Origin of the sequence: Burkholderia cepacia ATCC 25416 (assembly GCF_001411495.1) — a bacterium.
Classification (GTDB): domain Bacteria; phylum Pseudomonadota; class Gammaproteobacteria; order Burkholderiales; family Burkholderiaceae; genus Burkholderia; species Burkholderia cepacia.
In genome coordinates, this window is sequence record NZ_CP012982.1 from 1,039,184 (window position 1) to 1,055,018 (window position 15,835).

Annotated in this window: 15 protein-coding genes and 1 pseudogene; 5 read left to right on the top strand and 11 right to left on the bottom strand. The window is 66.1% G+C overall.

Features of this window, described 5'->3' with window-relative positions; all coding sequences use genetic code 11:
- Positions 1-4: 4 nt before the first annotated feature.
- The 3 genes from APZ15_RS22055 to APZ15_RS22065 all read right to left on the bottom strand — a co-directional run bounded on the left by APZ15_RS22055 (position 5) and on the right by APZ15_RS22065 (position 2,596).
- Positions 5-1,309: an MFS transporter gene (locus APZ15_RS22055; RefSeq protein ID WP_034196018.1), complete on the bottom strand. Its 1,305-nt coding sequence runs from the start codon at positions 1,307-1,309 to the stop codon at positions 5-7.
- 466 nt (positions 1,310-1,775) lie between these two features.
- Positions 1,776-2,291 carry a gamma-glutamylcyclotransferase family protein gene (locus APZ15_RS22060; protein ID WP_027790679.1) on the bottom strand — a complete coding sequence of 172 codons (516 nt, stop codon included), beginning with the start codon at positions 2,289-2,291 and terminating at the stop codon, positions 1,776-1,778.
- A complete protein-coding gene (locus tag APZ15_RS22065; RefSeq protein ID WP_051363311.1) occupies positions 2,291-2,596 on the bottom strand; it encodes an acyl carrier protein in 306 nt (101 codons plus the stop codon). The genes APZ15_RS22060 and APZ15_RS22065 overlap by 1 nt, the downstream gene beginning before the upstream one ends.
- A gap of 169 nt (positions 2,597-2,765) precedes the next feature.
- Between APZ15_RS22065 and APZ15_RS22070 the strand changes: the two genes are divergently transcribed.
- Positions 2,766-3,401, top strand: a complete 636-nt coding sequence (locus tag APZ15_RS22070; protein ID WP_027790678.1) for a glutathione S-transferase family protein — start codon at positions 2,766-2,768, stop codon at positions 3,399-3,401.
- A gap of 454 nt (positions 3,402-3,855) precedes the next feature.
- Here APZ15_RS22070 and APZ15_RS41080 read toward each other — a convergent pair.
- From APZ15_RS41080 to APZ15_RS22085, 3 genes and pseudogenes are all read right to left on the bottom strand, one after another.
- Positions 3,856-3,984: pseudogene (locus APZ15_RS41080) on the bottom strand (IS3 family transposase); the annotation flags it as partial.
- 370 nt (positions 3,985-4,354) lie between these two features.
- Entirely contained in the window at positions 4,355-4,765 is a 411-nt protein-coding gene (locus tag APZ15_RS22080) for a GNAT family N-acetyltransferase (protein ID WP_027790676.1), read from the bottom strand.
- 178 nt (positions 4,766-4,943) lie between these two features.
- Positions 4,944-6,071, bottom strand: a complete 1,128-nt coding sequence (locus APZ15_RS22085; RefSeq protein WP_027790675.1) for an aminotransferase class V-fold PLP-dependent enzyme — start codon at positions 6,069-6,071, stop codon at positions 4,944-4,946.
- Positions 6,072-6,427: 356 nt separating this feature from the next.
- Here APZ15_RS22085 and APZ15_RS22090 point away from each other — a divergent pair, with 356 nt between their 5' ends.
- Entirely contained in the window at positions 6,428-7,609 is a 1,182-nt protein-coding gene (locus tag APZ15_RS22090; RefSeq protein ID WP_027790674.1) for a serine hydrolase domain-containing protein, read from the top strand.
- A 91-nt stretch (positions 7,610-7,700) separates the two neighbouring features.
- Here APZ15_RS22090 and APZ15_RS22095 read toward each other — a convergent pair whose 3' ends face one another.
- The 4 genes from APZ15_RS22095 to APZ15_RS22110 all read right to left on the bottom strand — a co-directional run bounded on the left by APZ15_RS22095 (position 7,701) and on the right by APZ15_RS22110 (position 12,501).
- Positions 7,701-8,873 (bottom strand): NAD(P)/FAD-dependent oxidoreductase, encoded by a 1,173-nt coding sequence (locus APZ15_RS22095; protein WP_027790673.1) that lies wholly within the window; start codon positions 8,871-8,873, stop codon positions 7,701-7,703.
- A gap of 195 nt (positions 8,874-9,068) precedes the next feature.
- The gene (locus APZ15_RS22100) at positions 9,069-10,220 is read right to left on the bottom strand and encodes a branched-chain amino acid ABC transporter substrate-binding protein (protein WP_027790672.1); all 1,152 of its coding nucleotides are present in this window, start codon (positions 10,218-10,220) and stop codon (positions 9,069-9,071) included.
- Between the two features lie 416 nt (positions 10,221-10,636).
- Positions 10,637-10,828, bottom strand: coding sequence for a CsbD family protein (locus APZ15_RS22105; RefSeq protein WP_027790671.1), 192 nt, complete (start codon positions 10,826-10,828; stop codon positions 10,637-10,639).
- A 140-nt stretch (positions 10,829-10,968) separates the two neighbouring features.
- Positions 10,969-12,501, bottom strand: a complete 1,533-nt coding sequence (locus APZ15_RS22110) for a PAS domain S-box protein (protein WP_027790670.1) — start codon at positions 12,499-12,501, stop codon at positions 10,969-10,971.
- Positions 12,502-12,959: 458 nt separating this feature from the next.
- Between APZ15_RS22110 and APZ15_RS22115 the strand changes: the two genes are divergently transcribed.
- Positions 12,960-14,165, top strand: a complete 1,206-nt coding sequence (locus tag APZ15_RS22115; RefSeq protein WP_057056474.1) for an IS110-like element ISBma3 family transposase — start codon at positions 12,960-12,962, stop codon at positions 14,163-14,165.
- Positions 14,166-14,212: 47 nt separating this feature from the next.
- The gene (locus APZ15_RS22120; RefSeq protein ID WP_027790669.1) at positions 14,213-14,914 is read left to right on the top strand and encodes an oxygen-binding di-iron domain-containing protein; all 702 of its coding nucleotides are present in this window, start codon (positions 14,213-14,215) and stop codon (positions 14,912-14,914) included.
- A 46-nt stretch (positions 14,915-14,960) separates the two neighbouring features.
- Here APZ15_RS22120 and APZ15_RS22125 read toward each other — a convergent pair whose 3' ends face one another.
- Positions 14,961-15,191, bottom strand: a complete 231-nt coding sequence (locus APZ15_RS22125) for a hypothetical protein (protein ID WP_027790668.1) — start codon at positions 15,189-15,191, stop codon at positions 14,961-14,963.
- 208 nt (positions 15,192-15,399) lie between these two features.
- Here APZ15_RS22125 and APZ15_RS22130 point away from each other — a divergent pair, with 208 nt between their 5' ends.
- Complete coding sequence (locus tag APZ15_RS22130; RefSeq protein ID WP_027790667.1) at positions 15,400-15,831, top strand: YciI family protein; 432 nt, start codon at positions 15,400-15,402, stop codon at positions 15,829-15,831.
- Positions 15,832-15,835: the final 4 nt, after the last annotated feature.

The following is a 15,835-nucleotide window of genomic DNA, read 5'->3' on the forward strand; positions in this document are numbered from 1 at the left end:
ATCGCTACCGGTTCACCAGCGCTTTCGGCAGCGACAGCGCGAGCAGTCCGCCCAGCGCCATGCAGCCGGCCATCATGTAGAGGCCCGCGTCGTTCGATGCGGTCAGTTGCTTGAGCAGCCCCATCAGGTAAGGGCCGAGGAAGCCTGCGAGATTGCCGACGGAATTGATCATCGCGATCCCGGCGGCGGCCGCGGTGCCGCCGAGGAACGCGGTCGGCAGGCTCCAGAACAGCGGGATCGCGGTGAGGATGCCCATCGTCGCGAGCGTCAGCGCCGCGATCGCAAGCCCCGTCTGATGCGCCCAGCCGACCGCGAGCACGAGCCCCACCGTGCCCATCGCACCGGGCACCGCGAGGTGCCAGCGGCGCTCGCGAAGGCGATCCGAGCTGCGTGCGATCGCGATCATCGCGACTACCGCAAGCGCATACGGCACCGTCGACAGCAGCCCGATCGTCAACGGATCGGCCACGCCCGTCGCATGGATGAGCGTCGGCAGCCAGAAGCCGACGCCGTACAGGCCGATCACGAACGAGAAGTAGATCGCGCACATCAGCCACACGCGCGGATTCGCGAGCACCGCCCCGAGCGACAGGTGAGACTTGACCGCGTCCTCGGCATTCACGTTGCGTTCGAGCAGCGCGCGCTCTTCGTCGTTCAGCCACTTCGCCTGCGCGATCCGGTCGTCGAGCAGCGCGTAGACGAGCAAGCCCGCGACGATCGACGGCAGCCCTTCGAGCAAATACAGCCACTGCCAGCCGTGCCACCCGTTGATGCCGTCGAACGCCTTCAGGATGTAGCCGGAAATCGGGCCGCCGACGACGCCCGACAGCGCGACGGCCGTCATGAACACCGTCGTGATCCGCCCCCGCCGATGGGCCGGATACCAGTAGGTCAGGTACAGGATCACGCCCGGAAAGAAGCCGGCCTCGGCGGCGCCGAGTAGGAATCGCATCGCGTAGAACGCCGTCGGCGTCGTGACGAACATCGTCAGCGCGGACACCGCGCCCCACGTCACCATGATTCGCGCGATCCAGACGCGTGCGCCGATGCGGTGGAGGATCAGGTTGCTCGGCACCTCGAAGATGAAATAGCCGAAGAAGAAGATGCCGGCGCCGAGCCCGTAGGCCGCGTCGGACAGCCCGAGATCGCCCGCCATCTGCAGCTTCGCGAAGCCCACGTTCACGCGGTCGAGATACGACACCAGGTAACAGAACAGCAGCAACGGCATCAGCCGCCACGCGACCTTGCGATAGGCGGCGTCTTCCGACACCCGCGCTGCGGGCAATACGGTCGATACGAGCGTCTCCATGATTTTTTCCTTGTTTGCGATCGATTGTCATTCGTTGCGCACGGCGTCCTGCACGCGTCGCCCGACGGCGGCACCCGCGATCCGGCGCACAAGGCGGCGAGCCGTCCTCCTCCGGTCGGCTCGTTCTCGCATGCGGGGTGCCGCGTGCCGCACACCTGTGTGCGGCACGCCGGGCGGGTGTCGATCCGGCTCGCGGGCGCGGATCAGGTGCGCATCGGCCTCGCGAGGTCCGTTCGTGGCGTTACCGCGGGTCCGGGGGCTCGTTGTACGTCGTTGTGCCCGGGCGCTGCGTCGCAGGCAACGCGCAAGGTGCGCAAAACGCGCGGATGGTCGAAAGCCTTGTTCATGTTCAACCTTTTGCTCACATGCCCGCTTAGGGCGCCTTTAAAACGCTCGTCGACGTTCGAAGTCGCGAACGCACCGCTGGATCGGGCGCTCTTGTGGAGCGCTCGATGCCTTGATTCCGTCATGCGGCACGCGGCGGCCGATCGCGCAGCCCCGCCATGTAGGCGACCGTGCGGTCGCGATACGCCGCCGACACGCCCGCGTCGGCCAGACCGCGAACCAGCAGGTCGCGGTAGCGCGCGCTCGGCGCGGCGTCGCAATCGAGCGTGACCGCACCGCGATACGTCAGCGCATGTACGCGCTGCCCGCCCGGCGCCAGCACCTCGACCGCGTAGCGGACGTAGCGGCCGAGATGCACGCCTTCGCGACGCTCGAGCGCGTCGAGCATGCGCATCGGCAACCGGTACAGCGCGCCCTCGACGATCGCACCGGCAGCCGGCTCGATGTTCGCGCAGCAGACCGGCTCGTTGAGCGACGCGTAATTGAACGCGAGGCGATGGCCGTCGAGGCGCGCCGCGCCCGCGAAGTACGTCGCCGCGTCGCAGCCGAGCGACGTCGACAGGCTCGCAAGGTTCATGCACGAGCCGTATGCGAAATACGCGAACGGCTCGTCACGAAGCAGGTCGTCCGGCGTCATCACGACGCGCTCGCGGCATGCGGCGTGCCCAGCACGTAGTGGTCGTAGATCGCCGCGACCGACGCGATCGAGTCGAGCACGAAGTCGCCGATCGGGATGTCGATCCTGAGCGTCTGCTCGATGAACAGCACGAAGTGCACAAGCGACAGCGAATCGAGCAGGTTGGCGTCGAGCAGGTTCGTCTGCGCGGTCACGCGCGCCGGCGCGCCCGGGTCGATCCCGGCCAGAAACGTCTTCACGCTGTCGATCAATTCGTCGAGGCTCATCATCCGCATCACGATCACGCTCCAGAAACGCACGTTCATCCCGGCCCGCGCGTATCGCACTGGCCGGCTTCGTCTTCACCGAACCGCAAGATCCTTCACATCGTCCTTCGCTTTTGACTTTCGATCGGGCGTCATGCACCATGCGACGCGTCGACACGACAAACCCGGTCAGCATCTCCACCAGAGATAAATAGGAGACTTAATCAATATGACAACTCATACGCTGTTCTACTGCCCCGGCCATCTTTCGTTTGCACCGCACGTCATCTTGCGCGAGCTGGGCGAACCATTCGAACTCGCACTCGTCTCGATCAAGGACGGTGCGACGCAGAGCGCCGAATTCCGGCAGCTCAACCCGAAAGGCAAGGTGCCCGTGCTGCACACCGGCGACGAAGTGCTGACGGAGTCGTCGGCGATCCTGCTCTATCTCGCGCTGCGCTTTCCGCAGGCGCGGCTCGTGCCCGATACCGCGATGGGCCTCGCACGTGCCGTCGAGTGGATGAACTGGCTGGCGTCAGTGTTGCCCGGAACGGTCGCGCTCAACTTCCATCCGTCGCGTTTCAGCGAAGACCCGGCCGCGCACGACGGCATTCGCGCGAAAGGCCGCTCGGGCATCCTCGCTGCGTATGCGCAGATTGACGAACGGCTCGCGGCGCGCGACTGGGCGCTCGGCGAGCACTACTCGATCGTCGATCCGATGCTGCTGATATTTTTCAAATGGGGGAACATGCTGAAGCTCGACATGCGCGGGTTCGAACATTGGGCCGCGCATACGGAGCGCATGCTCCGCCGCCCTGCCGTCGCGACCGCGTTGTCGGTCGAACAGATCTCGATCTGGGCGTAGCGGCGAAGCCGGGTCGGGTTTGCGCCCGATCCGGAATGCCGCCCGCGTCCGTCGCGTCTCCTTCATCTTCTCAGGTCCTTTTCGCCGCTTTTCTTTGTCTGTTGCGCCGATCCTGCACACGCGCGCGCACATGCGTCGCGCACGCCGCGGATCGTCCAGGCCACGACTCCGGGAACAGGAGCCACGACCGCAATCGCATATGACGTTCTCTGCTTTCGCGGCGCTACACCGCTCAGCTCATTTTCTGCGATCGCATCGAATGCGTGAACAATGCAACATCCATTTCGTGACGTCCAATATATTTTTCGTCTTCCACTAAGTCGCCACGCATATTAATCAGAGATTGGCCGACGAGTCCGATATTGCCAATCCTGGCGAATTGATTGCGGCGAATGGAGCGGGATTGGCGTGCATTGCCGGGGCAAAATCGGCTTCAACTGGCGACCAACCTCGAGCGGTCTCGATATAGCACGCCAGCAACGCAATCCAACTTCCGGATTACGTTGATTGCGGTCACTGAATGCTTCGGCTGCCGGCGTCGTGCCGACTTGTTCCGCCGAGGTCGTTGGAAGCGCAACGAAAGCCACGGTGGCCGCGCGGGACAGCGGCCCGCCGCTCACGAACGACAAAGTCGAGCCCGGCTGCGTATAGCCGAACGCATGGCGCCAGCCAGCCTGTGGTCCATTCGGATCGCCGATGCCGACGCGGCGGCGCAGATGCGCCGTGCCGCCGAACAAAAGAAAATTGACCGGCTCGCCATCGGCAGCAAACGCGTCGCCGCCTGGGGCCGTGAGCATGACAATGAGAAGCAGGCGCGCTCAGTGCAAAAGCGTGTCGACAAACTCAAGGAAGACCGGACCGTGGCGACGATGAGCGGCGGTAAGCGCGCACGTCTGCCGTTTCCGGCACGGTCGACGGCCAGCGATCACCCGCGATGATCGGCCTCCCGCACGCTACGCAATCCGCAGGAACATCCCCGCCTTCTCCGGCAGCGACGACGGCTGAAAACCATAACGTTCATAGAACTTCGGCGTGCCGTGATCGGCCATCAGGCTGACATACGCGGTCGGCGGCGCATGCTCGTGAACGTAGCCCATCAGCGCCCGCATGATCAGGTCACCTACGCCTTTCTTCTGGTGAGCGGGCAACACCGCGATGTCCACGATCTCGAAGAAGCAGCCGCCGTCGCCGATGACCCTGCCGATTCCGACCGGCACACCGTCGCAGTAAGCCACGACGCTGAAAAGCCCGTTCTTCAACCCGATCGTCGCGGCCTGTTCCGACTTCCTGCTCAACCCTGCGGCAAGACGAATGTCGATGTAGGTGGATACCGGCGGAACTTCGTGTCGAACGATGTATGCCATGCGAGCCTTTCAGGTAAGCCGTACAGGCGGATGGATCGGCCCCGCCGCGGATGACTCCGTCGAACCCGGAGCCCGAACGCGCACATCAAACGAGACCATGACGACGAATCGGGAGAGGCGGCAGGCCGCGGGTACAACGACCCACCGCCCACGGCCTCGCCCAGGTCCGCCAAGCGGCTTAGAGAATCCGCTCCAGCGCGTCGGCAAACCGCGCAACCGCACCGTCGACATCATGCAGCTTGTCCAAACCGAACAACCCCAGACGGAAGGTCTTGAAATCCTCCGGCTCGTCGCATTGCAGCGGCACGCCGGCCGCGATCTGCAAGCCCACGTCGGCGAACTTCTTCCCCGATCGAATCCCGTCGTCGTCCGTGTAGCTGACCACGACGCCCGGCGCCTCGAAGCCCTCAGCCGCCACGCTCCGGAAACCCTTGTCGGCCAGCAGCGCGCGAATGCGCTTGCCGAGCTCGAGCTGCTCCGCCTTCACCTTGTCGAACCCGTATGCCTCGGTTTCCTTCATCACGTCGCGCAGCGTCGTGAGGCTGTCCGTGGGCATCGTCGCGTGGTACGCGAACCCGCCGCCCTCGTAGGCTTCCATGATCTGCAGCCACTTGCGGAGATCGCACGCGAAGCTGGTGCTGGTCGTGCCATCGATGCGCTCGCGTGCGAGCGGGCTCAGCATGACCATCGCACAGCACGGCGACGCGCTCCAGCCCTTCTGCGGCGCGCTGATCAGGATGTCCACGCCGCTCGCCTGCATGTCGACCCACACCGTGCCGGACGCGATGCAATCCAGCACGAACATGCCGCCGACCGCATGCACGGCGTCGGCCACCGCGCGCAGATACGCATCGGGCAGCATCATCCCGGACGCGGTTTCGACATGCGGCGCAAAGACCAGATCCGGCTTGTGTTCCCTGATCGCGGCGACCACTTCGTCGAGCGGGGCCGGCGCATACGCGGCCTGCCGCCCCGCTTCGACCGGGCGCGCCTTCAGCACCGTCGTTTCGGACGGAATGCTGCCCATGTCGAAAATCTGCGACCAGCGGAAACTGAACCAGCCGTTGCGGATGACCAGGCACTTCTTGTTCGTTGCAAACTGCCGCGCGACGGCTTCCATGCCGAACGTCCCGCTGCCCGGGACGATCACGACCGACTTCGCGTTGTAGACGTTTTTCAGTGTGCCGGAGATGTCGCGCATGACGCCCTGAAAGCGTTGCGACATATGGTTGACCGAGCGATCGGTGTACACCACCGAATATTCGAGGAGCCCCTCGCGGTCAACATCGGGAAGTAAACCTGGCATGCTCGCCTCCGGTGAAAAATGAACGATCGATTCCGGGCAGGCAGTGTCCGTGACGCGATACCGCCCTGCCCCAATGCAATTGCGTTGTTTCCTCGACGAAAGCAGATTCTAACGAACGCCGCCCGCCGCTTGGGGCATATTTTGGCGGCTGCCCGGCGCAGGTCCGGCATGACGCGGCCGCCAGCCGGCATGACGCACCGCAACGCGGCTGCCGTGGCGCCCGGTTGAATCCCCTACCCCGTGGCCGCCCGCGTCGGCCGGTGCGGCGCACGAAGCCCTGTTCGACGTATGGATAAACGCCACTTCCCGGGCATGCCGCCTACCATGTCGGCTCACCTTTCACGACAGAGTCTTCGATGATCCCCAACCGCGCATCATCCCGGCAGCCGTCGACCGATCCCGCACTCGCCGAGCGCGTCGATGCGGTACTGTCCCGTCAACTCGAAACACATCGCCTCGTTGGTGCGGTCGTCCTGATCGCACGCGACGGCGAACTCGTCTATCGCCGCGCGGCCGGGTTCGCCGATCGCGAAGCGCGCACGCCGATGCGCGAGGACACGCAGTTCAGGCTCGCATCGGTGACGAAGCCGATCGTCTCGACGGCCGCGATGGCGCTCGTCGCGCAACACAAGCTGTCGCTCGACGACGACGTCACGCGCTGGCTGCCCGGGTTCCGCCCGGCGCTGCACGACGGCAGCGTGCCGGTGATCAGGGTGCGCCACCTGCTCACGCATACGGCCGGCCTCGGCTATCGCTTCACGGAAGCCGACGCGACCGGCCCCTATGCGCGCGCGGGCGCCTCCGACGGGCTCGACGCCGCATCGATCACGCTCGCCGAGAACCTGCGCAGGATCGCGAGCGTGCCGCTGCAGTTCGCGCCGGGAACCGGCTGGAACTATTCGCTTTCGATCGACGTGGTCGGCGCGCTGATCGAGGCCGTCAGCGGGCTGCCGCTCGCCGACGCCATCGACACGCTCGTGCTCCGCCCGCTCGGCGCCCGCGACACGGGATTCGTCGCACGCGATCCCGCGCGGCTCGCGACGCCCTACGTCAACGACACGCCGCAACCGCACCGGCTCGCCGAAAACGAAACCGTGCCCATCTTCGACGGAACCGTCGGCGTGACGTATTCGCCGTCGCGCGCGCTCGACGCGGATGCCTTCCCGTCGGGCGGCGCCGGGATGGTCGGCACCGCCGGCGACGTGCTGAACCTGCTGGACACGCTGCGTGCGGGTGGCGGCTCGCTGCTGCCGGCCGACCTGGTCGACGAGATGGGCCGCGCCCACACCGGCAACCTCGAATTGCCCGACCTGCCCGGCGCGGGGTTCGGCATCGGGTTCTCCGTATTGCGCGACCCGCTCGCGGCGGCATCGCCGGAGTCCGTGGGCACGTGGCGCTGGGGCGGGGTCTACGGGCATTCGTGGTTCGTCGACCGCGCCCGCGGGCTCACCGTCGTGTCGCTGTCGAACACGCTTTACGAAGGGATGAACGGCCAGTACACGATCGATCTGCGCGACGCGATCTACGGCGCCGGCTGACACGCGCAACAAAAAAGGCCCGACACGGTCGGGCCAATGAGTCGAGACACAAGGAGAATCCCGCCCACCACACCGGGCGGGGCACGCCGCGCTACACGACGTTCTTTTCGACGATCGGCCGGTTTTCCAGCACCCGCGCCCAACCGAGCGACGACAGGTCGAGCGTGTCGTAACGCCCGCCCAGAATGAGTTCGCTGACCCCGCGCCCCGTCGCCGGCCCTTGCTGCAGCCCGTGGCCGCTGTAGCCGTTCGCGAACACGACGTTGTCGAGGTCCGGGTGATACCCGATGATCGCGTTGTGGTCGAACACGTTGTACTCGTAGTACCCGGACCAGCAGTTCTCCACGCGCAGCGCCTCGAACTCCGGCACGCGGTTCGCGAGCGTCGGCCAGATCACCTCGTCGAACAGCTCGTGGTCGACTTCGTCGAGCGGCAGGTCGTCCGGATCGCGATCCGGGCTCGGCGACGTCCCGCAGATGTACGTGCGCCCTTCCGGCCGGAAATACACGCCGGTCGGGTCGATCAGCAGCGGGCAATCCGTGAGCCTGGCAGGCGACGACACGTTGAAGATGCTGCGGCGCCGCGCATGGACGGGGATGTCGATGCCCATCATCGACGACAGCGTGCGGGCCCACGCACCGGCCGCGTTGACGAGCGTGTCGCACGCATGGCGTTCGCCGTCGGCCGTGACCACATGCGTCACCTTGCGGCCGTCGCGCACCACCGCGGTCACGTCGGACGGCACGTAGCGCGCACCCAGTGCCTGCGCCTTCTTGCGCAATGCCTGCACGAGCCCATAGCCGTCGAACCAGCCTTCGCCGCTCACGCCATATGAGCCCGAGACGAGATCGTCAACGTTCAGCCACGGAAACTTCGCGCGCAGCGCATCGCGGTCCATCAGCCGGATATCCGCGCCGAGGCTCGTCTGCAGCGCATGGTTCTCGCGCAGCGTCGCGTCGCCGGCCGGCGTCGCGAGGAACAGGTAGCCGCCTTCGTGCAGGTCGATCGACGGCTGGTGGCCGTCCACTTCGAGCCGTTCGCCGATCGTGCGCAGGAAGTCGATGCCGAACAGCGACATCTGGATCGACAGCGGCGTCGAGAACTGCTGGCGAATCGACGCGGCCGACAACGCCGACGACGATCTCGCATAGGTGGGGTCGCGCTCGATGACGGTCACGGATACCGTGGGATCGGTGGCGCGCAGGAAATAGGCGATCGAGCTGCCGATCACACCACCGCCGACGATGACGACTTGAGAACTCACGACTGACTCCAGTTGCACATGAAGGGCGCGGCCAGCCGGCCGCGCCCGTGGGTTGTTCGTGCCGCGTCGCACGCGGCGTCGCGCGGGCGGACTCGTGCGGCTGCCGCACCGGCGTGCGCCGCGATCGCAACCGATCGCCGATGGCATTTCAGCACGTCCGGCAGCGCCGCGAAAGTCCGCCCGCGCCTGTTGCGTTCAATCCGCCGATTTCGTCGTGACGGGCTGCCACGCGGCGTTCTTCACCTCGTACAGCGTCGAGCTCGGGCTCTTGAGGTCGCCCGTGTTCGTGAACGCGATCGTGCCCGTGATGCCGTCGTAGCGCGTGCCCTTCAGCGCGCCGTTGAAATCGGCCGGCTTCGTCGAGTTCGCCTTCTGCATCGCGTTGATCGCGATCCACGTCGCGTCGTAGGCGAACGGCGCATACGCGAGCATGTCGACACCGTACTTCTGCCGGAATTTCGTTTCGAACGCCTTGCCCTTCGCAAGACGCGACAGCGGCTGCCCGTATTCCCACACGGCCGCGCCTTCCGCCGCGTTGCCGGCCAGCTTGATGAAGTTCGCGTTCATCACGCCGCCGCCCGCGAGGAACTGCGCGCGGATGCCGAGCTGGCGCATGCGTTTCACGAGCATCGCGGCCTGCGCGTCGAGGCCGCCGAAGAACACGAGATCGGCGTTGGTGCTCTTGATCTTCGTGAGCTGCGCGCTGAAATCCACCGCCTTGTCGTTCGTGAATTCGCGCGCGACGATCGTGCCGCCGTTCGCCTTCACGGCCTTCTCGAATTCGTCGGCTTCGCCCTGGCCGAACGCGGTGCGGTCGTCGATGATCGCGATGCGCTTCGCCTTGGTCACGCTCGCCGCATAGGCGCCCGCGTTGCCGGCGTTCTGCGTATCGGTCGCGATCACGCGATACACGGTGCCGAGCCCGGCACGCGTGATGTCGGGATTGGTCGCCGACGGCGTGATCATCGGAATGCCAGCCTTCGCGTAGATCTTCGACGCGGGCAGCGTCGTGCCCGAATTGAAGTGGCCGATCACGACGGCCACCTGCGCGTCGGCGAGCTGCTGCGCGGCCTGCACGCCGGTGCGCGGATCGCTCTGGTCGTCCTGCGACGCGACGACGAACTTCACGGGCTTGCCGCCCACCGTCGGATGCGCGGCATTCGCTTCGTCGACGGCCATGCGCACGCCGTTCTCGATGTCCTTGCCGTAAGCGGCACCGCCCCCCGTCAGCGGACCGGCGACGCCGACCTTGACGACCGTCTCCTGCGCGTGGGCCGCGCCCGTCTGGAGCGCGAGAATCGCGGCGGTCAATGCGACGCCGGAAAGCGAACGAATGCGGAACGTCATGACAATCCTTGTTCTGGGGGCCGGGATGCAACGCGCGACCACCGCGCGTCGACACTCTCTCGCGTGCCGGTCGTCTCGTCCGCTACCGGGGCGTCGTGCAACGCACCTGGCCGGTCGATCGCTGCGGCTCCGTCTCCGAAGAGCCTTTCATCGCGAAAGAGGTGAATGGATTGTGGGTAGCCAATACCCGTGCAGCAAACGAAATATCGGAACTATGTAGTGAGGATTTGTCATCAAGTTCCGCATGCGCGGCCGGCCCGCGGCCCGCGCAGCCGTGAACCGCGGGCAGGCAGTTTTCATGGGAAGCTGCGCCGGCGTCCGTCCATCAAGGCCGGTCGTGGTCATGCCGGCAGCGCATCATCGTTGCGATGACGGCCCGGCCGGCCGCAGCGACGCCCGCGGCGCCGCGTTATCGGTCAGTGCCGATCGGCGCCCGTCTGCTTGCGCGCCGCATCCGCCGCCTCGCCGGCCTGCTCCTGAAGCTTGCCGGCCTGCTGTTCGGCGACGCCTTCCGCTTCCGTCTTGCGGTCGCCCGTGACCTTGCCGAGCGCTTCCTTGACCGAACCCTTGACCTGCTTGAGCTTGCCTTCGATCCGATTCCTGTCCATGGTCGTCTCCTGCGATGGTTGGGGAGAACCGGCGGCATGACGGCCAGCGCCGCGCCGCCGAGTGGACAGGATCGCAAGCGGGCGCCGCGCGCGGCAGATGCGGATGCACCAGCGCGCATGGTGCATTCGTACCGACGGCGTCAGTCCCTGCCGTTCTCGCCCCCCTTCGCGCCGCGCGTGCCGTTCGCGTCGGCCGCGCCGACGATTCCGCGTTCGCGCGCCCATACGATCGCCTCGCCGCGGCTGTGCACGTCGAGCTTCGCGTAGATCGTCGCGACGTGATTGCGCACGGTGTTCGGCGCGAGCCCGAGGCGGCCGGCGATTTCCTTGTCGGCGAGACCGTGGCACAGCAGGTCGAACACGTCACGCTCGCGCGCGGTCAGGTCCGACAGTTGCGCGCCCGCATCCGGCGCGTTCGCGCGCCGCACGTTCGCCAGCTTCTCGATCAGCGTGCGGCTGAACCACGACGCATCCTGCATCGCCGTTTCGATCGCGTACACGAGTTCCATCTCCGTGCGCTTGCGATCGCTGATGTCGAGCAGCGCGACGAGCAGGCAGTCGCGCCCGTGTATCGCGACGGGGTCGGCCGACACGACGCAATCGCGCACGTCACCGTCGCGCGTGCGAATCTGCACGTCGGCGTTGCGCACGCTGCCGTCGCGCGCGAGCCGGCCTTCGATGCGCTGCCATGCGCCGCGTTCGGCCCACAACCCGATTTCCTCCGCGGATTTGCCGAGCAGGTCGTCCTGTGCATGGCCCGTCATCGCGGCGAACGCGCCGTTCACGTCGAGCAATTCGAAGCGGTCGGCCGTGACGATCGCGGTGGCGACCGGCGCCATCCGGAACGCCGTCGCGAAGCGTTCCTCGCTCTGCCGCAGCGCGCGCTCGGCCTGCTTGCGCGGCTCGAGATCCATGAACGTAAACAGCATGCATGCCTCGTCGTTCATGTCGATCGGCTGCCCGGCGACGACCACGGCCTTCGTGCTGCCGTCCGCGAGTTTCAGCACGGCCTCCATCTGCGGAATCGTCGCGCCTTCGCCGAGCCGCTCGATCGCGAGTTCGCGCCGTTCGGCCTGTTCGAGCACGTCGAGCTCGTACACCGAGCGGCCGAGCACGTCGTCGCGCGCGTGGCCGGTCATGTCCAGAAAACCCTGGTTGACCTTCACGTAGCGCAGGTCGTCGAGCCGGCAGATCACGGCCGGCGCCGGGTTCGCGTTGAAGGTGCGCTCGAAGCGCTCCTCGGCGCTCGCCCATTCGGTCGCGTCGTGCAGCACCAGCGCGAGGCAGTCGGGCTCGCCGGCCGCGTTCGTCAGCACGAGGCTGCGGATGCGGTGGACCCAGCTCACGGTTTCGTCGGCGGCCGATTCCACTTCGACCGTCACGTCGCTGAACTCCTCGCCCGCGATCACGCGATCCATCGGATAGTGGCCGTCGCGCACCGGATGGTTGTTCCGGTAGCGCAGCCGGAAGCGCTCGCGGTAATCGGTGACGGTCTCGCCGAGCGCCTTCAGCTCGGTCACGCCGTGCATCGCGAGCGCGGCCTCGTTCGCCCAGACGATCCGCTGGTCGGGTTCGACCAGGATCACTCCCTCGGTGAGCCCCGCGATGATCTGGTGCAGCTGGCGCCGGTCGGTATGCGACTTCAGCACCTGTTCGTTTACCTGTTCGTTCATCGAATGCTTGTCCATGTCGTCAGCATGACCGCCGGCCCGGTTGCCGCTTCGTCGACACGCGCCGGCCGGCGCGTGTGGCGATGATCGCGCGCCGCATCCGTGCGCGACAGGCGCGGATGCACTAATCGCCATAGTACATTCGCACCGCGTGCCGCCACCGTGCGGCATCCCGCCGATCCCGGAAGCATTCTCCGCGCCTGCTTTGCGCGCGCCGCACCCCGCGAGCGCCCCCGTTACTATCTTCCCGTCCCAATAATGGGGCTTTGGCCAGCCAGGCCCGGTATGATTCCCGCCCCCAGTCGCAGTCATGATCCGGGGGGTGTTGTCGCCGGGTCTGGTGGGTGGCTGGTGATCGCTGATAGGGGTTTGGCCGGAATATTCCGACGCCGTCCGTAACGTGGATGCCGAGACTTGCCACCGTTGTTGCAGGCCAATCCGTTCACTTTGCACAAACTGCGATGCAAGACACTCAACAGCATGACGCCGTCGATGTTTTCGTCGGCGTTGACGTCGGTAAGGGCCAGCATCACGCTGTTGCACTCGATCGAAATGGCAAGCGTCTGTACAACAAAGCGCTGCCCAACGATGAGGCCAAGCTGCGCGCCCTCATCGCCGAACTCAAGACTCATGGTCGACTCCTGTTCGTCGTCGATCAGCCTTCCACCATCGGAGCGCTGCCAGTGGCCGTCGCTCGCGCTGAAGGCGTGCTCGTCGCCTATCTGCCGGGACTGGCCATGCGCCGCATCGCCGATCTGCACGCAGGTGAAGCCAAGACCGATGCCCGCGATGCCGCGATCATTGCCGAAGCCGCCCGCTCGATGCCGCATACGCTGCGCTCGCTTCGATTGGCTGACGAGCAACTCGCCGAGCTCACCATGCTGTGCGGCTTCGACGATGATCTCGCCGCTCAGGTCACTCAAACCAGCAACCGCATTCGCGGCCTGCTTACCCAGATCCATCCAGCGCTCGAGCGCGTTCTCGGACCGCGCCTCGACCATCCGGCGGTGCTCGATCTGCTTGAGCGCTACCCGTCGCCCGCCGCGCTTGCCTCAACCAGCGAGAAGACGCTCGCCAACCGCCTGACTAAGCTCGCGCCGCGCATGGGCAAGAGCTTGGCGGCCGAGATCGTTCAGGCTCTGAGCGAACAAGCCGTGACCGTGCCCGGCACGCAAGCTGCCACCATCGTCATGCCTCGTTTGGCCCAGCAGCTTGCGGCCTTGCGTAAGCAGCGCGACGAGGTCGCTGCCGAAGTGGAACAGCTGGTGCTTGCTCACCCTCTTTGGCCGGTCCTGACCAGCATGCCGGGAGTCGACGTCAGGACCGCTGCCAGACTCCTGACCGAAGTCGCCCATAAAGCCTTCGCCTCCGCCGCGCATCTGGCGGCCTACGCAGGCCTCGCGCCGGTCACCCGGCGCTCAGGATCGTCGATCCGTGGCGAGCACCCATCTAGACGGGGCAACAAGGTGCTCAAGCGCGCCTTGTTCCTATCCGCCTTCGCGGCCTTACGAGACCCAGTCTCACGGGCCTATTACTCCCGCAAGATCCAGCAGGGCAAGCGCCACAACCAAGCGCTCATCGCGCTGGCGCGGCGACGCTGCGACGTCCTGTTCGCCATGCTGCGTGACGGAACCATTTACCAACCCAAGTCAGCCCCTAACGCTTGACGAACAACATAGGGGCACCCCCCACTGCCCGCGCAAGGACCGCCTCGATGGACACCGCCCGTATCGAAGAAATCCGCAGCGGCCTGTTTCGCGCAACGACCTACATCGACAAGCTGAAGCTCGGCTTCAGCCAGTTCTTCGTCCGGTCGCCCGATGGCGACGTCGTCTGCATCGAAACGGGCACGCGTTCCAACTTTCCGCAACTGAGCGCGAGCCTCGCGACCGTCGGCATCGCGCCGTCGATGGTGAGCAGCGTGGTCGTCCCGCATTTCGAAGTCGACGAGATGGGCGCACTGCCCGACTTCCTCGCGGCCAATCCGGCGCTCGTCGCGTACGCGCATCCGATCTGCACGCACGGGCTGGCCGATATCTTCGGCGTGCGCGCGAAGCCGCTGAAGGACGGCGAGCCGACGACGATCTCCGGCGTCGACGTCGTGCCGATCTTCACGAAGCATGTCCATCAATGGGATGCGCTCGTCGTGTATCTGCCGGCGTACAAGGCGCTGCTGTCGTCGGACATCCTGATGCGCTTCGGCGACGAAGCCGCCGACGACCCGCTGCCGGCCATCCTCGATTCGATCCGGCGCTCGGACTACCTGCCGTCGCTCGCACACTTGGCGAGCGCGCTGCGCCGGATCCAGACGCTCGATCTCAACGTCATCCTGCCGATGCACGGCCCGGCCATCACACACGACATCCCGCGCGTGCTCGCCGGCGCAATCGCGCATTGCGAGGCCGCCGCCGCGTAAGCCGTGGTGGCGGCAACCCGGACGACGGTCCGGCAGGTTGTTCCGGTCAGGCGCCGGCGACGACGAACTCTTCGGCCGCCTTGCGCTGAACCGCGGCCATCACCGCCAGTTCGCGCTTGCTGCGCGCATCGCCGGACACGACACCCGTCGCGTTCTTCGCCTTCGCGCCCAGCGGGAAAAAGACAAACGACGCGCCGGCCGGTGCCGCCGGTTCCGCGCGCAGGCGTTTGTTCAGGATTTTCAGGTACTTCTTCTTCGACACTTCCTTAGCAGCCATGGCACCCTCCGCGTGAACGTGGTGAGGACCAGCATAACAGTTTTGGCAAAGGGCTCCGCCGCATCGCCCGCCGGTGCGGGCGTCCCCGAATATTCGTCGGGCCAGATGTCGATTCGCGTCGCCGTCGCGCGTCGTGTTGTCGTAACCGATCGTTTTGCCGTCGGCACGGCCGGCGGCGCCCCCTCATTCCTTTCAAGGAGATACGACCATGCGCGTCCTGGTAATCGTCAAGGCCACCGCCGATTCCGAAACCGGCCGGATGCCCGACCCCGAAATGATCGCCGCGATGGGCCGGTTCAACGAAGAACTGGCGCAAGCCGGCATCCTGCTCGCCGCCGACGGGCTGCACCCGAGCATGCGCGGCAAGCGCGTGCACTTTGCCGGCAGGAACCGCACCGTCATCGACGGCCCGTTCGCGGAAACGAAGGAACTCGTCGCCGGCTTCTGGCTGTGGCAGGTGAAATCGATGGAGGAAGCAGTCGAATGGGTGAAGCGCTGCCCGAATCCGATGCCCGGCGACTCCGACATCGAGATCCGCCCGCTGTTCGAGGCCGAGGATTTCAGCCCGGCATTCACGGCCGAGTTGCAGGAACTGAAAGCGCAGCAGAGTGCGCAAGCCGAGGCGGGGAAACACGCGTAAGACT